Raw genomic sequence first — 24,138 nt, forward strand, 5'->3', positions numbered from 1 at the left:
TAATAGGAGGAGAACATGAAAAAGATATTATCAATTTTTGCTGTTTTATTTGCAGTTGTAGCATTAACTGCATGTGGTAAAAAAGAAGATGTGAATATTGGGATTGTATTACCAACTAAAGAAGAACCAAGATGGGTTCAAGATGAGGCAAGATTTAAAGAAGCTTTAAAAGATACTGATTATTCAGTTGAAGTTTTATTTAGTCAAGGAAGTTCAGCAAAAGAAAAAGAAAATGTTGAAGCTTTATTAACTAAAGGAATAGATGTATTAATAATTTGTGCACATGATGGTTCTGCTGCAGCATCAGCTGTAGAATTAGCTAAAGAAGATGGTGTTAAAGTAATTGCTTATGACCGTTTAATCACAGATACAGATGCAGTTGATTACTATATTACTTTCGATAGTATTTCAGTAGGGGAAGCGCAAGCTCAATACTTAGTAGCTGCTGCTGGAGACGCATTAGTAGCTGATGCTTCATTACCATTATTCTTATATGCTGGTGCAGCTAGTGACAATAATGCTTTCTTATTCTTTGAAGGTGCTTTCAAAGTATTACAACCATACATTGAAAATGGAGCATTTGAAGTTCAAAACTACAAAGGAAGTGTAGATTTAACGAAAGAAACATTAACAAGATCTGAAATGGCTGATGTTTTAGGTGTTATCACAACAAATTGGGATTTCGCTGATGCAAAAGATTTAGCAGAAGCTAACCTAACAGGATATACTGGTGGTGCTGATACTTATATCTTAGCTCCAAATGATGGAACTTCTCGTTATATCGCAGATGTATTCGCTGCTGATGAAGCAATTGATAGCTATGTAATCACAGGACAAGATGCTGAAAAAGCTTCTATTCAATATATCATTGAAGGAAAACAAAGCATGACAGTATTTAAAGATGTTCGTGAGTTAGTTAAAGGTGCTATTAATATGGCGACTAATATTTTAGAAGGTAAAACAATTAACACAGATGGAACTTACAACAATAATGAAATCGATGTTCCAGCTGTACAAGTTGAAGTTGTTGTTGTTGAACAAAGTAATGTTAAAGCTAAATTAATCGATACAGGTTACTATGCTGAAACAGATTTTACTTGGCCTAAATCATAGTTAATTATATTAGTAATCTATTTTAATTAGTGATAGGGGTATTCCTATATCTCTATCACTATCTATTAAAACAATATTATTGGAGGTGAATTTCATGTCAAAAACACTTTTAGAGATGAAAAATATAACGAAAAAATTCCCAGGTGTCAAAGCTTTAGACAATGTTAATTTTAAAGTTAAAGAAGGAGAAATCCATTGTCTAGTTGGGGAAAATGGTGCTGGGAAGTCTACACTAATGAAAGTATTAAGTGGTGTCCATCCATATGGAAGTTATGATGGTGACATTATTTTAAATGGAGAAATTCAAAGGTTTGGACGAATTAGTGACAGTGAAAAAGTAGGGATAGCAATTATTTATCAGGAGCTAGCTTTAGTACCGGAGTTATCAGTTTATGAGAATATTTTTTTAGGACATGAAATCTGTTCTAATAAAATTGTCAATTGGAATGAAACGATTATCCGTGCAAAAGAAGAATTAGCAAAAGTAAAACTAAATATCAACCCGAATGTAAAAATAAAAGAATTAGGTGTTGGAAAACAGCAGCTAGTTGAAATCGCAAAAGCATTAAGTAAAGATGTTAAGTTATTAATTCTTGATGAACCAACCGCAGCACTTAATGAAGATGATAGTGAAAATCTACTACAATTATTAAAAGAACTTAAGAACCAAGGGGTTACATCAATTATGATTAGTCATAAGTTGAAAGAAGTATTAGCGATTGCTGATACAGTAACTGTACTAAGAGATGGACAAACAATTTGTTCTATGGATAAAGAAAAAGATGCCATTACTGAAAATGCCATCATTAAAAACATGGTAGGTCGAGAAATAAAAGATATTTATCCTAAACGTAAAGATGTCAAAATTGGTGAGATGAATTTAGAAGTGAAAAATTGGAATGTCTTTGATAAGACAGGAAGACAATTGATTAAAAACGCCAATTTAAATGTTAAAAAAGGTGAAATTATCGGTATTGCTGGTTTAATGGGAGCAGGAAGAACAGAGTTAGCACTTAGTTTATTCGGAAATCCTAATGGTTATAAAGTTTCTGGACAAACATTTATTGAAGGAAATGTAGTTAAACTTAAAAATCCAAATCAAGCAATTAAAGCTGGACTAGCTTATGTTTCAGAAGACCGTAAAGGTAATGGTTTAATTTTGATAAACGATATTAAAGAAAATATCTCTGTAGCGAATTTAAATGGATTAGCTAAATCAGGTATGATCAATAAAAATGAAGAAATTAAAGTTGCAGAATATTATAAAGAATCATTTAAAATTAAGACCCCATCAATTAATCAACAAGTTAATAATTTAAGTGGTGGGAATCAACAAAAGGTTTCCCTAAGTAAATGGTTATTTACTAATCCAAATATTTTAATCCTAGATGAACCAACTCGAGGAATTGATGTTGGAGCAAAATTTGAAATATATTCTATTATGAATGAACTTGTTCATAAGGGAATGAGTATAATAATGATTTCATCTGAATTACCTGAAGTGCTAGGTATGAGTGATCGCGTCTATGTTATGAGTGAAGGTAATATCACAGGTGAATTAACGATAGAAGAAGCTAATCAAGAAGTAATAATGGAATTAGCTACACAAGGAGGTTAAAAATATGAAAAATATAATAAATACAATTAAGCCTAATATACGTGAATATGGGATGTATATTGCGCTTATTACAATCTGGGTATTCTTTGATATGTTTACAGGTGGTTTATTCTTATCATCCAGAAATATGAATAATCTATTCTTGCAAACAGGTTACATCGCTGTATTAGGGATTGGTGTAACATTAGTTATTATCATTCGTCACATCGATTTATCAATTGGGTTTGGATCAGGATTTTTAGGTGCGATTGCAGTATCGTTACTTATTAACTCATTCTTTCCACTACCAATTTTTATTGTAATTCCTTTAGTATTAGTACTAGGGGTAGTTGTAGGGTTGTTTAATGGATTTTTAATCTCTTTTGTTAAGATTCCATCGTTTGTAGCAACCTTAGCAGGAATGTTAATCTTCCGTGGTGGATTATTACTTGTAACAAAAAGTGAGACACTATTACCAAAAAATGATGTCTTACAAGCAATTGGATCAGGTTATATTTGGTCATTTGGAAAAGTTGGGGAATACCATTTATTAACGCTTATAATTGGATTATTAGGAATTGGTCTGATATTTTTTATGAGTATGTTAACAAGAACGAAAAAACAACGATATGGATTTGAAGTAGCATCCTTACCATTATTTATTATAAAGATGGCAGTTATGTCTGGAGCTATTTTGTACATTACATTAAAATTAGCAGAATATAAAGGATTATCTTGGACAGTAGTTATCGTATTAATCGTAACGATTATCTATCACTTGATGACAAATCACACAGTAATTGGACGTCATATCTATGCTGTTGGTGGAAACCCTGAAGCTGCAAAATTATCTGGTATAAGTGTACAAAAGATTACATTGTATGTATTTGGATCAATGGGATTACTAACTGCTTTATCAGGTATCTTATTTACAGCCCGTCTTAATTCAGTTGGACCACAAGCGGGTGAAATGTTTGAATTAGATGCAATTGCTGCTGCCTACATTGGTGGGGTATCTGCTGCAGGTGGTGTTGGTAAAGTAACAGGTGCAATTATTGGAGCACTTGTAATGGCATCATTATCAAATGGGATGAACCTTATGAATGTGGGAATCAGTTGGCAATATGTCATTCGTGGATCAGTCTTAGTAACAGCAGTTATATTTGATGTTATGACAAGAAATATGAAAGTTTCTAATTAGTCCTTCCTATATTAATAATTAATATATTTATGAAAAATAGGTGAACCTGATAAACAGATTCACTTATTTTTTATGTATTTATACATTAAAAATTTGATTATGAGCGATGAGTTAGTTTATACAAGTGATCATGTTAAAGATTCAAAATCCAAAATACTATTGGATTTTAAACAGAAATAAGGTAAAGAGAAATTTGCAAAATATACAATGACATCCTACGCCTTTATTTATTTGATAGAGAAAGATAATTATTTAATTATAATTATAGAAATAAAGAAATCTATGATTTATAATAGAATTATAGATATTTTCCGTGTGAAGTAACAAAGAAATAGGACAAATTAAGAAAATGGAAACGAATATAAGATTACTACTAGATTAAAAAGACAAAATACTGATAATTTAAATTAAAGAAAAGTTTTTATATATAGGGGAGATGGTTTTACGGAGAGAATACTTGAAGAAGAATTTAATACAATAGGAGATATTAGAAAATATATAGAAAGTAAGGGAATTAATCATAGTAGTAATTATAGTCATTATACAAACATTGATTCACTCTTAAAGATATTGTCGAGTAAATCAATGCTTCTTTCAAGAATGGATAAAATGAATGATAAGGAAGAAATAACTAAAATCCTACCCAAGTCAGAGGTGTGGAAGAATGTATTTTCGCTTTGTATGAGTTGTAGTGATGGTGAAAATATGGCGCTTTGGGGATTATATTCAATACCATATGAAAAAGGAGTGAGAATTTCATTTAGTAAAAATGTGATGAATAAAATACTTAAATGGAATAGAAAATTTGTAGAAATATGTGGTGCTAATAATAAGAAAATTTTTCCACAGGAAATAAATCTTCTAGATGTTTTATATGTGTCAAAGAACAAAGCAGATTTAGAATATCCCTATATCTATAGAAGAAGAAATGATAACTTCATTTCCTATGACAATTTCAAATCAAATTCTGAAATTGAACTGTCCCAATTAATTGGATGTATAAAGAATGATGCATGGAGATATGAAAATGAAGTAAGATTAAGAGTTAATTTTATAAACAAAATTAATTGCGATAAGATAAAAATCAGTTTACCTGAAATTGATTATTCAGAAATAAACATTATGTTTAGCCCATTTGTTTCTAATGAAGATAGATTAAAGTATATTAATATAATAAATTCTATTAATGACGAATATAAAAAAATAGTTTATGAGGAAAGCATATTTTCTGGACTTGTGAATTTAAAAACATGATGTAATTTTTATGGAAATAAATAAATATTCAAATAGACGCAGTACAATTAAGACTAAAGATGATATTAGTGAAAAATAAAATTGTTGGGCAAATCAATATAATAGTAAGATTAAAAAGTATGAAAATGAGAATAAATCTTTTTAAACGATAAATGGAATTATAATCTATTTTAGAGAATTATTTTTTGAAAGAATAAATTAAAATTTCAGAGAGTGGATAATATTTTTAAATTATGGTTTTATAAAACCATAGCTCAATTCTTGTTGGTATTTACCATAAGAAAACATTATGATATTATTGTTATATAATTAAATAAAGGGAGGGTGTACTCTATGAAAAGAGAAGATTGGCATTTTCACTTAATTATCTTTTTAGGTTCGTTGTTAGTTTGTATAATTGGATACTCCAAAGCAATAGGTGCAGCACAGTCTAGTGATGTTGCAATAGCTATTGGAGGTTTAACACATGCAATTGTAGGATCAGCATTATTTATTGTAGGTGCATGCGGTATCTTACTACAATATTTTTTGAATATTAAATATGTAAATAAAGATGGCAGTGAATAGCATAGGCACTTTATATATCTTATACATTTATTTGAAATAAGATATTAAAGATTTAAGAAATTCATTGAAATATATATTTTTATATTTAGTAATTAGGAAGGTTCTTTTATTTGTGTAACTTATAATATCATAATAACAATTAGTGAATAAACCTTAATCATATATATATGCATGAAAAAATTACTACTAAATTTTTATATGAATAAATAAAAGTCTCTTTTCACAAGAGACTTTTTTGATTCATCCTTTAACATTTGAGGAACAATAAAAGTTGAAATTAATATACAAAAATGCTATAGTTAATCTTGTATTTTTAGATTGATAGTAAAAAAATAACTTATGGAATAAGAGGTGTACATATGCTTAAGTTAGAGAATATATCTAAATATTATACGAGAAATGGAACAGTCGCATTAGGGCTTAGAAAAATAAATTTAAGTTTTGGTATTGGTGAATTTGTCGCTATTGTAGGAGAAAGTGGTAGTGGGAAAAGTACCTTATTAAATGTTCTTTGTGGTCTTGATACCTATGAAGAAGGTGAATTATTCATTAATGGTGAGGAAACATCTCATTATACGGTTAATGATTGGGAAAAATATCGTAGAAAATATATTGGATTTGTATTTCAAAATTTTAATATTATTGAAAGTTATACAGTCTTACAGAATGTTGAAGTAGCTTTAACCTTAGCTTCCTATGATGAAAGCAAAAGACGAGAAAGAGCCTTAAGTATTATTAAAAGGGTTGGCTTAGAATCTCATGTAAATACAAAAGCCAGTAAATTAAGTGGTGGACAAAGACAAAGAATCGCAATAGCTAGAGCACTTGCAAAAGATTGTCAAATAATCGCTGCTGATGAACCAACGGGTAATCTTGATTCTAAAACAAGTAAAGAAATTATTGAATTACTATATGAAATTAGTCAAGATAAATTAGTTATTATTGTAACGCATAATTATGAGGAAACAAAAGATTATGTAACTAGAAAAGTTACTTTACATGATAATCAGGTCGTAGAAGATCAATCAATTAATTCAAAACAAAAAGTAGATCCAATTAAGACAAATGAAGAAATTGATCAAAAAGTTGGATTAAAAGATGGTTTTAAACTAGCCTTTAATCATTTATTATCAACCCCTATGAAGTCGTTAATTATGTTTGGTGTCCTCCTATTAATGACATTAGGGTCAGCGCTCATTTATGGGTCTATGCTCAACTTTAAGGATGAAAATGCACAAAAAAATCAAAATAATTATTTTAATAATAGTATAGAAGAACGAATTGTCGTTAGAAAAGATGATTTTTCTCCTTTTACTGAAGATGAACTGAGTCAGTTAAATCATATAAGTGGCGTACGTGATGTTGTTAAAGGTGATACAGCATTAGATCAAACACTAGATTCTATGTATACCTTATCATCTTATCAAATGCATGTAGTGAGAGCTAAAATAAATCCACAAACATTAGTGAAAAAAGAGGATTTAACAGAAGGAAGATTGCCTACTGAAGAAAATGAAATTGTGATTAACACTAATATGATTAGAGATGGGATTGAGGTTGATGCGATATTAAATAAAACATTTGACTATACCTATAAAGATCATCTTTATTCATTTAAAGTAGTGGGGATAAGTGAAAATAAAAAACTAGGAGAAGTTATCTATCTGGATAATGATAATTTAGAACGTATCTCTAGTGATATAAATGATCAATATATTAATTTCAGTTATTCTACAGATCAATTTAAGAAAATGCCTTTTGTTCCACAAATCTATGTAGGAGAATCAACTCTAAATGAAAATGAGATAATTGTTAATTCTTCTTTTACATACCTTTATGGAATGTTAGAAAACAATGATTTAACATCTTTTGAGGATGTAATTGGAAAATCAGTACAGATTGAATCTTCAAGTCTTTATGAAACAAAAGAAAAAAGTTTTACCATAAAAGGAATTGTTGATAATGAATACGAAGGTGAAGAAGCAAAAATTTATCTTAGTAAAGAAGCTTACCATAAGTTAACTAAAGATGATGATACTTATCAAGTTAGTTTAATTGTTAGTAGTAATACAATCGCTAAACGAGTTATTGGACAGTTAGATAGTGATACTTATAAAGTATTTTATCCATTTGGAACCTTAAATAAGATATCGTATTTATTAAGTATTCTTAAAATTATTTTATATGCGTTATATCTCGTGATATTTATTGGAATAATCTTTTTTGTTACTTACTTTATTTTAAGAAACATTATGCAAAGTAAAAAGAATGATTATATCATATTAAGATCTATTGGAGCTACACAACGATTAATTAAAAGAATGGTGTTTTTTGAACTTCTTATATTAATGACATTAACTTATGTCTTTACCCTACTTATTGTAAGTATTAATAAATTCGTTGAAATTAAATATGTCACAAAAGCGATTGATAAACTATTTAATTATTATCGTATTGTGGATTACGGTTATATCTATATCATTATGATTATATTAGTGTACCTATTAACGAAACGATTCAATAAGAAGATATATAATAACAGTGTTATGACAACATTTAAAGGTGAGGTTGGTGAGTAAAATGATTGAAATTCAACATATTAATAAAACATTTAATAAAGGAAAAACAAATCAAATTAATGCGATAAAAGAAACCAGTTTAACCTTTCCTAATAAGGGGTTTGTGGTTATTGTTGGACCATCAGGTAGCGGGAAAACAACCCTCCTTAATGTATTAGGTGGATTAGAATATATTGACTCAGGTAAAATAAAAATTGATGATATTGAAATAACTTCTAAGAATAACCGCAAATTAGATCAAGTCCGAAATAGTAAAATTGGTTATGTATTTCAAAATTATAATCTTTTGTCAAATCTTTCAGTATATGAAAATATAGAGTTAGTCTTAAAAATGTTAGGAATAACTGATAAAGAAGAAATAGACAACAGAATTCATTATGTTTTAAAAGCAGTTGGTATGTTTAATTTTAGAAAACGTAAGGTAGCTAGTTTATCTGGAGGTCAACAACAAAGAGTTGGGATTGCCCGAGCTATTTCAAAAAATCCTGAAATAATCATTGCAGATGAACCAACTGGTAATTTAGATAGTAAAAATACTGTTGAAATTATGAATATTATCAAAAAAATATCTAAAGAAAAACTAGTTATTATGGTTACGCATGAAAGAGATATCGCTAACTTTTATGCTGATAGAATCATTGAAATACGTGATGGTGTTGTTCAAAAAGACTATCTTAATAAAAACCAGAATGCATTAGATATTAAAAATCAAAATACGATATATTTAAAAGATTTACAAGAAGAAACTTTATCGAAAACGCCTATCAAAATTAAACATTATAAAAATCAAGAAGGACAATCAACAGAAAATATTGAAGTAACCTTAATTAGTCAGAATGATTCTTTGTATATTAAAGTAAACTCAAATAATAACCAAAAGGTTCGATTTATTGATGAAGAATCGGATGTATTAGTGTTAGATGAACATTATAAAGGGTTAGATCAAACCGATGTGGATAAAAATGAATTTGATTTTAATGAACTTAACCTTAAAGAACAAAAAGACTTAAAAAGAGGATCTGTTATTAAAACAAAAGATGCAATCATTTATGCTTTTAAGAAAATGCATGGTTATACCAAGTTACAAAAGCTAATGTATTTAGGGTTTGTGTTTTCTGCGATGATGATTGCTGTGGCGATTGCACTTATTGGTAAAGTGGTTTATGCTAATCCTGTTGAGTTTCTAACGGTTGATAGAAATTATCTTCAGATAAATGTGAAAGATGTTGATAATATAAGAAGTCAAGACCATATTGAAATTATCAATCCAATCGTTGAACCGTTTTATTTTGTAACTCACATTCATCAGTTCTATCAAGTAAATACCTATTTACCATTTTCAGCACATCCAACCCCACTTAATCTTCTTAAAGAAAATGATGTAATAATTGGTCATTATCCTAGAAATAAACTGGAAGTTGTGATTGATAAACGAGTAGCTGATGTAATCATAAATAATGATGCCTACAAGCAAGCGGGTATCAATAGCTATAAACAACTTTTAGGATTATCTTTAGACAATGAAAATATTGTAGATAAATTAATAATAGTGGGAATTAGTGACAAGTCATCTCCAACGATTTATCTAGATGAGGATACTGTTTTTGAAATGGCAATTAACTATGAAGCTCTAAGTCTCCCTAAACTTTCGGTTTTAGAAACAGAACAAGTAGAAATTATCGGTTCATTACCTAAAAATCCAGGTGAAATCTTATATCCTGAAAAATTAAAATCAATTAATGATTTAGAAATTGGGATGACAATTGTTAGAGGTGAAGTAAGTAGAAGCTATACCATTGTTGGATTTTATAAAGATAAGAGTAATGATTCATCAAATGATGAAATTGTATTAACCACAAAAGATTTACTTGAATCAAATTATTATCAATTAGTTAATGATGAAACACCAATATTAATATATTCTAATAATTTGAAACAAACGAAAGCTTATCTTAATGAAATGAATTACCAATATAAAGATATTTATAATGAGAATTTAAAAGAACATCAACAAGGTGTACGTACAGCTTTTTATTCATTATTAGTCTTTTCAATAATCCTATTAAGTGTTTCATTACTACAGTTATATTTTATTGTAAGATCTAGTTTAATGAATCGAATCTATGATATTGGAGTATATCGATCATTAGGAGCCACTAGATGGGATATTCATAAATTGTTTGTTACTGAAATTATTATAGTTACAACAACTACCTCATTAATTGGTTATATTCTTATGACTTTAATCATTAAAGAAATTGAGAAAGTGATTCCTTATCCATTTACCTTATTTTATTTTCCACTTTACTTAATCATTGGTGGAGTCATATTGTTGTATGCCATTAATATTTTCTCTGGACTATACCCAGTGTTCAGATTAACTCACAAGTCTCCTTCGCAAATATTAAAACACTATGATGCATAAATGTTTGATTGGTTTTAGATTGATGAAATCCTATTGGATTAAGTAGAATAAATATAATTTTATAAATCATATATATCACAATAATTTAATTAATATGAGGATTTTATTTAATATTGGTATAGAAAAGATAAAGTTATTGGTTTATAATTAAATCAATAACTTTTTTATTATTATAAATAATAATATAGTATAATTAATTGAAAGAACGTTTTTGTGATGAATAAATTATAAGATGGAGTCGTTATAAATGAAAAAAGAATGGATGAGGCTTGATAATGCCGCGAAAATATATCCTTTAGTAGAGTCAGAATATATCACAACGGTTTTTAGATTTAGTATCACACTAGATATGGAAATAAAGAAAGATGTTTTGTTAAAAGCTCTCAATAATATCATTTCACGTTTCCCATATTATAAAGTTACTTTGAAAAAAGGATTCTTTTGGTTTTATCTTGAGGAAAATAATAAAGATTTAAAGGTTTTTGAAGATATTAAAATGCCATGTAGAAGAATGGATAGAGTTGAAAATAATGGTTATTTATTTAGAGTTTTATATATTAATAATAAAATTTCTGTTGAATTTAATCATATATTAACTGATGGGACTGGGGGGTTAACCTTTCTAAATACCATTGTCTATGAATATTTAAAATTAGAAGGATATGAAGTTTCAGTAAATGATTGGATAAAAGATATTAAAAGTGAAGTAGATGAACAAGAATATGAGGACTCACATAGTATTATCGGTAAAAAGCATCTAAAAACACATAACAATAAGGTTGATAGTATAAGAGGTGTTTTTCATCTAAAAGATAGATTAATAAAAAGAGATCAATATATTGTTACTTATTCAATTATGGATTCAAACCTCTTATATACTACAGCGAAAAAATTCAACTGCAGTATTACTGTATTTTTAACAGCGATTTATTTAGAAAGTATGTTAGAAGTACAGAAGGAGCAAATAGCTAAAAAGAAAAAAAGAAAACCTATTGCTATTCAAGTTCCAATTAATATGAGAAAAAGACTTAATAGTGTAAGTATGCGAAATTTTTCATTGTTTATTATCCCTTATTTAATGCCTAATAAGGATTATACATTTGAAGATATCATTGAGTATGTTAACCAATTTTTCAAAGAAAAGACAGATATTAACTATCTTTTAAGTTTGATGGTTCAAAATTTAAAGACAGAAAGAACTCCTTTCGTCAGACTATTACCACTTAAACTAAAAACAGTGGTAACCCCATTTATTTATAAGTCTGTAGGAGTAGATACTTATTCTGGTACAATTTCAAATATCGGTAGAATTCAATTGCCTGAGTCTATTGAAGAGCATGTTAAGCGCATTGATTTTGTCTTAGGACCATGTCCATTGACAAAAAATTCATGTGCAGTATCAGGATATAAGGATAAAATATATATTACATTTGGAAGAAATATAAAAGAAGCAAGAGTTGAAAGAGAGTTTTTTAGAAAATTAGTAAAATTAGGTGTTGAAGTTCAAATAGAGAAATAAGGAGATGATATAAATGAAATATTGTATGAAATGTGGCGTTTCTATAGATGAAGAAAAAAATCGAGTTTGTCCTTTATGTCATACGATTATCTTAAGTGATGAAGAGATTAAGAAACTATCACTTGATGAAATTAATATTGAACAAGAGGTAAAGAAAGTTAAAAAAGTTAAAGTTAATAAAGATATGAACATCAAAACTGGGGTAATTCCTCTAATTATGCTTTTAGCTTCGTTTATATCAATATTTTCTTTAGTCGTAATTGATTTAGCTAGTGGATTTAATATTGAATGGTCTTTAATACCCATAATTTCTGTTATTCTATTTATTTTAACCGTATGTTTACCCTTTATGAAATTTAAAAAGACTATTTACTGGTATATAACATATGATACGATTGTACTCTGTGTTTATTTTCTTAGTCTTAATTATATAATTACTAAGGAAATAGCATGGTCATATTATGTTGTATTAGCAATTATTCTAGTTTGGGTATACCTATCATCAATTTTCATTAATAAAATAAAAGGGTTTGTCTTAAATATCGCAATCGATTTTATCGCAACCTCTATTTTTGTCCTTTTAGTAACATTAGGACTTGATGCAAGTTCTGGATTTTCAAGATTAGCACTCCCGATTAATGGACTAGTCTTTATACTAACTGTCATTACCTATTTGTTTATTAAAACATACAGATATAATTGGCGTGTTATAATATCAACAATATCTATAAACGTAAGTATCCTTTGTCTTGGAATTGATCTTCTAATACAAAGATATGTTAATCATCAATTATACTTGAAATGGTCATATATTGTTCTTTTTGTATTGATACCAGTTACTCTATTAATGATGTACCTTGATAATCGATATAAAGTTAACAAATATATTATAAGAAAATTTCATATTTGATTAATTATGTTCTTGAAACAATTACCTTTAAATATTTTTTAATTAATTCAACTCATGCAATAGGGAATACATATCTAAATTTTACAAAGTATGAATTCGTCTTTTAAATATAACTATAGAAAAGAAAAAGTCTTTGGTTTATAATAAAACTAAAGACTTTTTACATAATATTCCATATTTATAAAGAGAGAATATTTAGAAAAAATTCAATATAAGGGGAATATGTATATGAAAATAAGAAATATAGTAATTTTCATGGTGATAGTACTGCTATTTGTGTTTGGATTTTGTTGGTACAACAAATCGTATCGTAATCATTATTCTTTATATCCTGTATCTGGAGATATTTTTGAATTTACAACAACAGGTAAAAGAGGGTTGATTAATGTTAGTAATGGTGAAGTTATTGTAAGTCCTAAATATGAATATTTGGATTGCATGTCAGGCAAATATTGTATAACTAAATTAAGTAATAAGTGGGAGATTATCGACTTAAATGGGAACATTCTTGTAGGTCCTTTAGAAGAAGGGGTTGATTTTATATATATTATGTCGCAATATGTTATTATTAGGAAAGATCAACAAGTGAGCCTACTAGATATGCAAGGAAATATTGTTGTTGATTATTTACCATTAAATACCTATATATATAGTATTGATTCTACCAATCAAATTGTCTATTTATGTAATGGTGAACAAGATAAATATGGATTTATTAATTTAAAAGATAATATATCTGTTGAACTAGTATATAGAAATAAGTTAATGTTTTCTGATAAAATAAGTGTTGCTAAATTAGGTAATAAATATGGATTTATTAATGATAAAAATGAAGTTGTTGTCGATTTTCTATATGATTGGATAAGTAGTGATTTTCATGAAGGACTAGCTATTGTAAAAAGTTATTATAAGTATGGATATATCGATAAAATGGGAAATGTAGTGATAGATTTTAAATATGATGAAGCTAAAAATTTTTATAATGGATTAGCTATTGTAAAAAACAATTCCAAGTATGGATACATCGATAAAACAGGAAATGTAGTAATTGATTATCAATATGATGAAGCTACTAATTTTCATGAAGGATTAGCTGTTGTACAATATAATTCTAAGTATGGATACATTGATAAAACAGGAAATGTAGTGATTGATTACCAATATGATAGTGCTTTTAATTTTAACTATGGGGTTGCTCTTATTATGCTTGATGATTATGAGGGTTTTATTAATAAAAACAATGAAAGAATTATTCCTATTCATAAAAGTAGTAATGATTTTAAATATAAAATTATACATTCTACTCATAAAAAGACCTATTATATAAATGATGATGGAACTGTATATTGTAAAAATGGGAGTGGAGCTTACGGTTTAACAATTGATGGTAAAAAGATAATAAATCAAAAAGGTAAAGTCATCATAGATAAGAAATTTAAAGATATTCAGTACATAAATGATAATATGTTTTGTATAGAAGTTGGTAATTTGGAGTGCTATAACATGGATGGTGAAATATTATTTGCACATGACAAATTCTCTTACAGAAATTATTATAATTTTGATTTAGGTGAATTTGATTCGCGAAATGTAATTTTTGAAGATTATTATATTTATTACGTATATGATGTTAATGGTAATTTTATTTATAAGTCCAGTTTGGGAGATAAAAATTTACTAGTTTCTAAATCAAATAACTATATTGTATATACAAAAGGGAATAAAATTATATCATATAATATTAATAGTAAAGAGAAAAAAGTAATATATGAAAAGCCTTTGTATAATTGGTAACACTAATAGATAACTTTATCATACTTTGCTTATTGGATGAACATTTATTGTAATGATTTTGAAAGGGGAAGTAGTATTTATGGAAGCTAGGAATAAGGCAATTTTCATAATAATATGGATGTTTTTTGTGTTGTTAATTTGTTGGTATTCTACATCATATAGTAAACATTATTCTATTCATACTTTTCCAGTGACTGGGGATATCTTTAAATTTAGTATATCAGGAAAAACTGGCTTGATTGATGTTAGTAATGGTGAGGTCATAGTAAAACCAACCTATGAAGATATAAGATGGTGTAATCAAGTAAATGAAATTTGTAGAACAGAATTAAATAATAAGTATGGGATTATCGACTTTGATGGAAATGTCCTAATTAGTAATCAATATGATGAGATACATTTCGATAATAACCAAATCGTTTTAGTAAAAGATAAGAAATATAGTATTATTGATATTCATGGGAACTTACTTTTAGGACCTATGGAAGAAGGAATAGTAATAAAAAGAATCATCTCACAATACGTAATTATCACTAAAGATCAGCAAAATAGTGTGATTGATATACACGGAAATATAATTGTGGATTATTTACCATTTAATATAAGGATTTCTTATATTGATTCTACAAACCAGATTGTTTATATAGAAAATAGGTACAATAACAAGAATGGATTTATTAATCTAAAAGAAAATATAATTGTAGAACCAGTCTATGAACGTTTATGGGGATTTGTTGATGATATAGCCCTTGCAGAATTAAATAATAAATATGGATTTATTAATGATAAAAATGAAGTAAAAACAGAGTTCATTTATGATAAAGCACATGAGTTCAGTGAGGGATTAGCGCTTGTACAATATAATTCTAAGTTTGGATACATAGATCAATTAGGTAATGTGATGATTGATTATCAGTATGACCATGCTCTTGATTTTATAGATGGCGTAGCTCATGTTGAGTTTGGTAATTCAGATGCTTTTATTAATAAAAATAATGAAAAAATTATTCCTATTCATAATAGTAGTCATGAAATTGAGTATATAAATCAATATGATTCAACTGATAATACCAAATATTATTATGTAAATGATGATGGTTCTATTTTTTATAAAAATTGGGATGAAGATTATGGTTTAATAATTGATGAAAAAAAGATAATAAATCAAAAAGGAGATATTATACTTGATAAGCATTTTAAAAAGATTAGATATATAAATGATAATATGTTTTGTATAGAAACAACTGGCTGGCAATGTTATAACATGGAGGGGAAAAAATTACTTGAACATGATTTTTTTTACTATAACTCCTATGAAGATTCACCATTTATTCATTTTAGTGATCATTTTACTCATTACGTTTATGATAAAAATTGCAGTTTAATTTATAAAAGTAGTATAAGAGAAGGAAACGTATACTTTTCTCAATCTAATAATTTTATTGTAACTACAAAAGGTAATAAAATTATTTCCTATAATACCAAAACTAAAGAGAAAAAAGTAATCTATAAAAAGTCATTTACTATTGAGTCTTTATATAAGTGGAGGTAGGATATAATTTAGTTTTTAATGTTGTAAATGTTAATATAAAAAAAGAGTACTTTGTGTTAATTGATGAACTAATTAGACATTTATAGTAATCGGGGTAATGATTATAGAATATGGGGGGGTTATGTTTAGATATAGAATGAAGAAATTTATGAAAAAATTAAAGTTATTTCTTTTTAATATAATTATTGTTATACTAACATCATTATTTAGGTTTTTAACATGTGATAAAGAATTATTACATTTTTATAGATAGTAGGATATATTATAAAAATGATTAGACAAGATAATAGTCCTAGATTAAATTCTAATTAATTGGATTGTATTAATTATTTCTTGTTACCTAGACTAATTCATAAGATCATACTATCATTTTATTTTTTTTAAAAATTATATAACATATTTTAAGCCCATATCAAATTGAGATAGGGCTTTTTTGGTTTTTTATCAGCCGGTTGGGTAAGGAATTATCTTCCAAATTTAAGTACAGGAATTTTAGTCGTTTCGCTTTGATTTTTAATTCGATTAGGAAAGTGCTTACAAAAGGAAAAATTTTCATCTATTTAATTCAAGGTTTTTGCGTTAGAATTTAGTTAGATAACGATTTCAATCTATGCCTATTTTACCAATAATGTAACTGCTTTTTATTTAGAAATTATAAGAAATAAAATATTGAACACAGATTAGTTAAGTATCTTAGTATATCAAGGTATAATTGAATTTATTTAATTTTTGTAAATGATTTTTAAAGGTAAAAATATCTGTATATAAATACAATAAATTATTAGTTTAAAATATATTTTTATTGATAGATATTTTTCGACAAATTTTTTAAGTTTCTCATTTACAAATAGGGTCGATACTGTTAAAATAGAATTATACACCAAAAATGATTAAAAAAAATGGTGGATTATTTCAAAATTAAATATTTGGGGGCTATTTAATGATTTTAAACGAATATTTTAAAGCTTATTATAGTCAATTAACAAAATCAGAAAAAGAAATTGCGACATACATTGAAGAAAACATTGAAAATGTTATGTATTTCTCAATAGCTGATTTATCTAGAGAAATAGGTGTTGGTGAATCAACTATCGTTCGTTTCTGTAGAAAATTAGGGTATAGAGGTTTTTATCAATTCAAGATTGAATTAGCTAAACAATATGCATCTGAAACAAATGATGAATCGGAAGATTATGTCGATCTAATTGAGAAAAACATGATTAATGTTATAAAGTCAACGAAGTTAATTGTAAATAAAGAGAAATTACAAGAAGCAATTAATCTAATTTTAGGTGCTGGTTATATTTATTTGTATGGTGTAGGGGCATCAGGTTTAGCTGCTCTTGAAGGTGAAGGAAAATTCATGAGAGGTGGTCTTAAATGCAAAGCGGTTACTGATTCGCATTTTCAGACGATTCTTTCAGGAACACTAACAGAAAAAGATGTAATCATTGTTATCTCTTTATCAGGTAGTACCAAAGACCTATTTGAACCAATTGATATCGCTTATAAAAATGGTACGAAGATTATTGTCCTTACAAACAATGTTAATTCAAAACTAGCAAAATATGCACATGTAACAATGCAAACAGCAGGTTATGAAAAACCATTAGATGGGGGCTCATTTGTTGCTAAAATATCTCAATTATATATGTTGGATTTATTGTACACTGGAGTTGTATTGAGCGATAAGAATAAAATTTCAAATAACGAAAGAAAAGCCGCGGAAGCAATAAGTAGAAAAATAGATTAAGAAGTGAGTGATTATTTTGATTAGAAAAATACTGAAACCAGGTCTGATTGTTTCGTGTCAAGCATTAGAAGATGAACCATTACATAGTTCAAAGATTATGGCAAGAATGGCTGTTGCAGCTCAGATGGGAGGGGCGGTAGCTATTAGAGCTAATTCTGGTAAGGATATTAAAAAAATAAGAAAAGAAGTAAACATTCCAATCATAGGTCTTGTGAAGAAAGATTATCCTGATTCAGAAATTTACATAACCCCTACTATGAAAGAAGTTAAGGAAGTAGTAAAAGCTGGTGCTGACATTATCGCAGTTGATGCAACGGACAGATTAAGACCAAATTCCGTGACACTTGATGAGTTTTATAAAGAAATTAAAAAGAAATATCCAGACATTTATTTAATGGCAGATGTTTCTACATTTGAAGAAGGAATAAAAGCTGATGAACTAGGGTTTGATTTAATTTCAACGACTCTTAGTGGTTATACAAGTTATACAAGTGATGTGAATTTACCTAATATTCGACTTGTTGAACAACTATCAAAGGAAATAAAAAATGCAGTTTTAACTGCAGAAGGTGGAATCTGGAGTTCAGAAGATTTAAAAAAGTGTATGGAATTTAGTTATAGCGCAGTAATTGGGAGTGCAATTACGAGACCACAATTAATAACAAAACATTATGTAGATGGAATGAAAAAAATAAATTAGTGGAGGTAAGAGAATGAAAAAAATAAGTCTATTTCTTCTCGTTATATGTGTAAGCGTATTCATCACGGGTTGTACTGAAAAAAAAGTTGAGACAACTACAACAACTGAGTCTAAATCATGTGAAGAAGATCCAAATCAAGCGAAGTGTTCGGAAGACGGTAAAGAAGAGAATAATTATGATTTCCAAGGAAAAGATTTCATTATTATGGCAAATAATCCGAAAACAGCTGACCCTTTTAGTGATACCTATGAAGGGTTATACCAAAGAGAGAAACAAGAAAATCAAAAACGTGTAGAAGAAAAATATCATGTTAAAGTCAAATATGTTGGTTATCCAGCTAAGGCATCATGGGGAACACCACGTGATAACTATATCATTAACTCTGAGGTAACTGGGCAAGCAGCAGCACATATTTATAATATATCTGCATCTTCTATCCCTGTTCTTGCTTCAGCAGGAGCGATTGTACCAATTGGAGAGTATTATGATAAATATGCTCATGATCAATTCATGCAGTATAAAAAAGAATTTGTGAAGTTCAAGGACGAATATTATGGATATGATGATTCTTACCCATTTACAGATATTGGAATCTATTACAATCAAGAATTGTTAGAAGAGTTAGGTTATACACCAAATAAACCATCTCAAATGTGGCGTGATGGAGAATGGACATGGGACAATTTTGAAGCGTTTATTAAAGAACTTAACACTAAACTAGACAATCAAAATGGAGAATATCCAATGGGTGGTAAAGTATATGACTGGACAGATGGAATGGTTCCAGCTAATGGTGGATTTTATTTAGATGATTCATTGGAAATTGGTGTGGAAAACCCAGAAACAATTGAGGCTCTTGAGAAATTAGCTGAAATGTATGCAATTCCAGGAATGTGGATAAGTGAAGTCGATAATGCTTATTCAACAGAAGAAAACTTCAAACAAGGTAAAGTAGTTTTTAATCCTGGTGCACATTGGCATTTGTTTGATTCATCAAGAATGGGAGAAGCAAATTTTGATATAGGTTTTGTACCATTTCCTAAAGGGAAACATGTGGTTGATGGAACAGCTGAATACAAAACAATTACGCAAATTTGGGGAGCAGCAACCTATGTTTATAGTAGTAGTTATGATGATGTTCCTGAAGGATATGAACATATGATGTTGTCTACAGAAACTATTCATATGATTCATAGTGAACTATTATATTTTGGAGATCTTCAGGATACATTTATAGATTTATCAATAGACTTTTTAAAGTATTATGCTGATGAAGAATCAGTTAATGCGCATCTAGATGTACTAGACAAAGCACACAATGAGGTATTATACGGATTAGGAATAGATGCATTTGGATTAGAAGATGATAGTTGCATCGTGTTGCTTAATAAAGCAGTAAAAGAAAATAATGTTCGTGCAACAATGAAAATAATGTCAGAAAATATGAAAGAATCAATAGAGAACATGTTCAATAATTGATTATATTTTCAAAACTATAGTTCGTAATATGTGAAAACATATTATATATAAAGTAAATAGGAGGGAATAAAATGAAGAAATTATTTAGTATGATGTTAATTCTTTTGGTTTTTGGATTAACATTAGCAGGATGTAACAAGCCTAAAAGTACTACAACAACTGGAACAGAGACAGAAACAAGTACAGAAATAGAGACAGACACAATAAAACCATTATTAAAAGTAACTCCTACAGATGTAACAATTATGTTTGGAGAAAATTATGAGTTAATGACTGGTGTAGAAGCTACTGATAATAAAGATGGCGATATTACTGGTTCTGTTACTGTTGAAGAAGGTGATTTCAATAATGAAGTCCCAGGACAATATGTTATTACTTATCGTGTAGCAGACTCTTCAGGTAATGAAGAAACTGCAACAAGAAACTTAACTGTCCTTGAAAAAATGCCAGCAGTGGTTGTTGACGGTAATAAATATGGTATGGTTTACAATCCACTACTAAATCCAAAATTCTTAATGGGAAATTCATTTGATAAGAATGGTAACGAAGTTACTAACCCATGGCATTTTGATTTAACAAAAGTCAGTGTATTTAGTAAAGATTATTTTGACTGGTTATATGCAAACTATCCAAATCGTCTTTATGCAGGTTGGACAAATATTGCAGTTACAGATGCTGATGGTAAGATTGTTCTATTAAGAGATCATAACTGTAACCAGTACTCTGAAGAAAATGGAATTGAAGTATGTAGTATTTGGTCAAATGGTACTCAAGATAATGAGTACAAAAATCTACATGCTGGATTTGCTAATTTAACAGTTCCAGATGGTGGACATGTTATGGTATTTATCAATGATGGTTCAAACCAAGAAGGTTCACCTAGAGCATTTGGTGATGCATTAATGGCTGGTGGAGCAGGTCTTGGAAAAGAAATTGAAATTCAGTTTCCAGAAGTGATTGTTGATCATGCAAGTAATCAACTTCCTATTATTACAGTTCCTGAAGATGATTTCGTAAAAGAACTTATTGTAAATGATACATTTGATGTAATGGAAGGTGTTACTGTAACAGATAATGAAGACGGAAACGACGTTACATTAGAAACAAAGATTTTAAAATTTGATGATACTGAATATGTTGAAGTTTCTGAAGTAACTACAACTGAACCTAGTATCTATATAATTGAATATAGTGCAGATTATGATGGATTTAGAAAAGTTACTGCACGTCGTCAAGTAGTAGTAAACTCTGAAGTAGCTCCTGAAGAAAAATTCTTAACATTAGGAGATTCACAAATTGCTGTCGTTGAAAATCCAATTAATTGGACTGTTGATGGCGTTCATTTATACACAAAAGAATATTGGGATGCTAATGTAGCTGATTGGGCAACAAATTCTTATCAGTGGGCAGTAGTAGCCGTAACAGATCAATACGGAAGAATCGTTGAGGTAAGATCTGCATGGGGTGCTCCATTCGGACACTATACAGTAGATAACCCAAATGGTGCAGCACCAGACGAAAGTGTATGGGGTAGTATTGATGGAACAACTTGGGCTGTTGATATGATTACTAATTTAACAGTACCTGATGGTGGATTTGTTATTGGATTTGGACATGCAGCGGGTACAAATGAATATAGAACATGGGCTTATAAAAATTTACTTACTGATCAAGAATTTGATGGAACTAATGATTCATCAGACCCACAACAATATGCAAATTTAAGCCCAATTGGTAAAGTATTTGGAGGGGAATGGTTCCCTAATGTTATTACAGTTGGACAAGAAGACATTTTAGTAGTAGAAAACCCAGCAGATTGGGCAACTTATTACAATGTACATAATGGACATCTATATACAAAAGCATTCTGGGATGCAATTGATCAAAGCCAATTAGTAGATATTGGTGATGGATGTATGTATCAATGGAGTCTAGTAGTCGTTTTAGATGCATCAGGAAAAGTTGTAGAGATTAGAGATGGAGCAACTGCATTTGAATATACTGAAGCAAATCCTTCAGGTATTGCAGCTACATCATGGACAGGTCAAACTCCTACAGCTGGATTAAATGTACCAGAAAATGGTTATGTATTAGCATATTATCTTGATAAAGAAGTAGGTTATAAAGCATTTGTACACACTAGTGGAGCTCCTGCAGAGGGTGTTACAGATGTTAATGCGATTGGAACAATCGTTGAAGGTAAATGGTTCACTGAAGAAGTTGAAGAGGTTGAACAAGATTTTATTACAGTTGGAGATGAAGACATCCTTGTAGTTGTAGACCCAGCAGATTGGGCATCTTATCATACTGTACAAGGTTCACATCTTTATACAAAAGCATTTTGGGATGCAATTGATCAAAGTCAATTAAATGGTATTGAAGATGGATGTTTGTATCAATGGAGTCTATTAGTTATATTAGATGAATTTGGTAGAGTAGTAGAAATTAGAGATGGATTAACTGGAACTGAATTTACTGCTACTAATCCAGCAGGTGTAGCAGCTACAACTTGGACAGCACAAACACCAACCGCTGATTTAGTTGTACCTGAAAATGGTTATGTATTAGCTTTCACTAAAATTGGTGAAGATACTACATGGAGAACAGCTGGATATACAGCATTTGTTCATTCTAGTGGAGATCACAAAACAGCTCCAGGTACTACAGATGTAAATGCGCTTGGAACATTCGTTGAAGGTAAATGGTTCGCTGAATATGTTGAACAAGATTATATTACAGTTGGAAATGAAGACATTCTTGTAGTTGCAGACCCAGCAGATTGGGCATCTTATCATACTGTACAAGGTTCACATCTTTATACAAAAGCATTTTGGGATGCAGTTGATCAAAGTAAATTAAATGGTATTAATGATGGATGTTTTTATCAATGGAGTCTGTTAGTTATATTAGATGAATTTGGTAAAGTAGTTGAAATTAGAGATGGATTAACTGGAACTGAATTTACTGCTACTAATCCAGCAGGTGTAGCAGCAACAACTTGGACAGCACAAACACCAACCGCTGATTTAGTTGTACCTGAAAATGGTTATGTATTAGCTTTCACTAAAATTGGTGAAGATACTACATGGAGAACAGCTGGATATACAGCATTTGTTCATTCTAGTGGAGATCACAAAACAGCTCCAGGTACTACAGATGTAAATGCGCTTGGAACATTCGTTGAAGGTAAATGGTTTGCTGAAATAGTTCTTCCTCATATTACAGTTGGAACTGAAGACATTCTTGTAGTTGAAAATCCAGTAGATTGGGCATCTTATCATACTGTACAAGGTTCACATCTATATACAAAAGCATACTGGGATGCAGTTGACCAAAGTCAATTAAATGGTATTAATTATGGAAGTTTTTACCAATATAGTTTACTAGTTGTATTAGATGAAACAGGTAAAGTAGTAGAAATTAGAGATGGATTAGCTGGTGATGGTTTTGAATTTACTGAAACTAATCCTACAGGTGTAGCAGCAACAACTTGGACAAGAACTACACCAACAGCTGGATTAATTGTACCAGATAATGGTTATGTATTAGCTTTCACAGCTATTAATAATACCGACAAAACATGGAGAACAGCAGGTTATAAAGCATTTGTTCATACTAGTGGAGACCACGCTGTAGGTCTTGGTACTACAGATGTTAATGCGATTGGAACTACTGTCGTATTACCTAATTAATT

Annotated in this window: 15 protein-coding genes; all 15 read left to right on the plus strand. The window is 29.0% G+C overall.

The window, feature by feature from the left end; genetic code table 11:
* Positions 1 to 15 precede the first annotated feature (15 nt).
* The 15 genes from KHQ81_01085 (at position 16) to KHQ81_01155 (ending at position 24,136) form a co-directional block, all read left to right on the plus strand.
* Positions 16 to 1,113, plus strand: a complete 1,098-nt coding sequence (locus KHQ81_01085) for a sugar-binding protein (protein QVK18339.1) — start codon at positions 16 to 18, stop codon at positions 1,111 to 1,113.
* A gap of 94 nt (positions 1,114 to 1,207) precedes the next feature.
* Positions 1,208 to 2,731, plus strand: a complete 1,524-nt coding sequence (locus KHQ81_01090) for an ATP-binding cassette domain-containing protein (GenBank protein ID QVK18340.1) — start codon at positions 1,208 to 1,210, stop codon at positions 2,729 to 2,731.
* 4 nt (positions 2,732 to 2,735) lie between these two features.
* Complete coding sequence (locus KHQ81_01095) at positions 2,736 to 3,911, plus strand: sugar ABC transporter permease (protein QVK18341.1); 1,176 nt, start codon at positions 2,736 to 2,738, stop codon at positions 3,909 to 3,911.
* 609 nt (positions 3,912 to 4,520) lie between these two features.
* On the plus strand, positions 4,521 to 5,165 hold the full coding sequence (locus KHQ81_01100) for a DUF2971 domain-containing protein (GenBank protein ID QVK18342.1): 645 nt from the start codon (positions 4,521 to 4,523) through the stop codon (positions 5,163 to 5,165).
* A gap of 333 nt (positions 5,166 to 5,498) precedes the next feature.
* Positions 5,499 to 5,732, plus strand: a complete 234-nt coding sequence (locus KHQ81_01105) for a hypothetical protein (GenBank protein ID QVK18343.1) — start codon at positions 5,499 to 5,501, stop codon at positions 5,730 to 5,732.
* 359 nt (positions 5,733 to 6,091) lie between these two features.
* Positions 6,092 to 8,311, plus strand: a complete 2,220-nt coding sequence (locus tag KHQ81_01110; GenBank protein QVK18344.1) for an ATP-binding cassette domain-containing protein — start codon at positions 6,092 to 6,094, stop codon at positions 8,309 to 8,311.
* Complete coding sequence (locus KHQ81_01115; GenBank protein QVK18345.1) at positions 8,304 to 10,736, plus strand: ABC transporter ATP-binding protein/permease; 2,433 nt, start codon at positions 8,304 to 8,306, stop codon at positions 10,734 to 10,736. The genes KHQ81_01110 and KHQ81_01115 overlap by 8 nt, the downstream gene beginning before the upstream one ends.
* Before the next feature lie 247 nt (positions 10,737 to 10,983).
* Positions 10,984 to 12,255 (plus strand): hypothetical protein, encoded by a 1,272-nt coding sequence (locus tag KHQ81_01120; GenBank protein ID QVK18346.1) that lies wholly within the window; start codon positions 10,984 to 10,986, stop codon positions 12,253 to 12,255.
* 13 nt (positions 12,256 to 12,268) lie between these two features.
* Complete coding sequence (locus KHQ81_01125; GenBank protein QVK18347.1) at positions 12,269 to 13,165, plus strand: hypothetical protein; 897 nt, start codon at positions 12,269 to 12,271, stop codon at positions 13,163 to 13,165.
* 228 nt (positions 13,166 to 13,393) lie between these two features.
* Entirely contained in the window at positions 13,394 to 14,959 is a 1,566-nt protein-coding gene (locus KHQ81_01130) for a WG repeat-containing protein (protein QVK18348.1), read from the plus strand.
* 79 nt (positions 14,960 to 15,038) lie between these two features.
* Positions 15,039 to 16,511, plus strand: coding sequence for a WG repeat-containing protein (locus KHQ81_01135; protein QVK18349.1), 1,473 nt, complete (start codon positions 15,039 to 15,041; stop codon positions 16,509 to 16,511).
* Positions 16,512 to 17,451: 940 nt separating this feature from the next.
* Positions 17,452 to 18,264, plus strand: a complete 813-nt coding sequence (locus tag KHQ81_01140; protein ID QVK18350.1) for a MurR/RpiR family transcriptional regulator — start codon at positions 17,452 to 17,454, stop codon at positions 18,262 to 18,264.
* Positions 18,265 to 18,271: 7 nt separating this feature from the next.
* The gene (locus KHQ81_01145; GenBank protein QVK18351.1) at positions 18,272 to 18,964 is read left to right on the plus strand and encodes an N-acetylmannosamine-6-phosphate 2-epimerase; all 693 of its coding nucleotides are present in this window, start codon (positions 18,272 to 18,274) and stop codon (positions 18,962 to 18,964) included.
* Positions 18,965 to 18,977: 13 nt separating this feature from the next.
* On the plus strand, positions 18,978 to 20,444 hold the full coding sequence (locus KHQ81_01150) for a hypothetical protein (GenBank protein ID QVK18352.1): 1,467 nt from the start codon (positions 18,978 to 18,980) through the stop codon (positions 20,442 to 20,444).
* Between the two features lie 71 nt (positions 20,445 to 20,515).
* Positions 20,516 to 24,136 (plus strand): DUF5011 domain-containing protein, encoded by a 3,621-nt coding sequence (locus KHQ81_01155; GenBank protein ID QVK18353.1) that lies wholly within the window; start codon positions 20,516 to 20,518, stop codon positions 24,134 to 24,136.
* Positions 24,137 to 24,138: the final 2 nt, after the last annotated feature.

It is taken from the genome of Mycoplasmatota bacterium, from assembly GCA_018394295.1.
In the GTDB taxonomy this organism is placed as follows: domain Bacteria; phylum Bacillota_I; class Bacilli_A; order Haloplasmatales; family Haloplasmataceae; genus JAENYC01.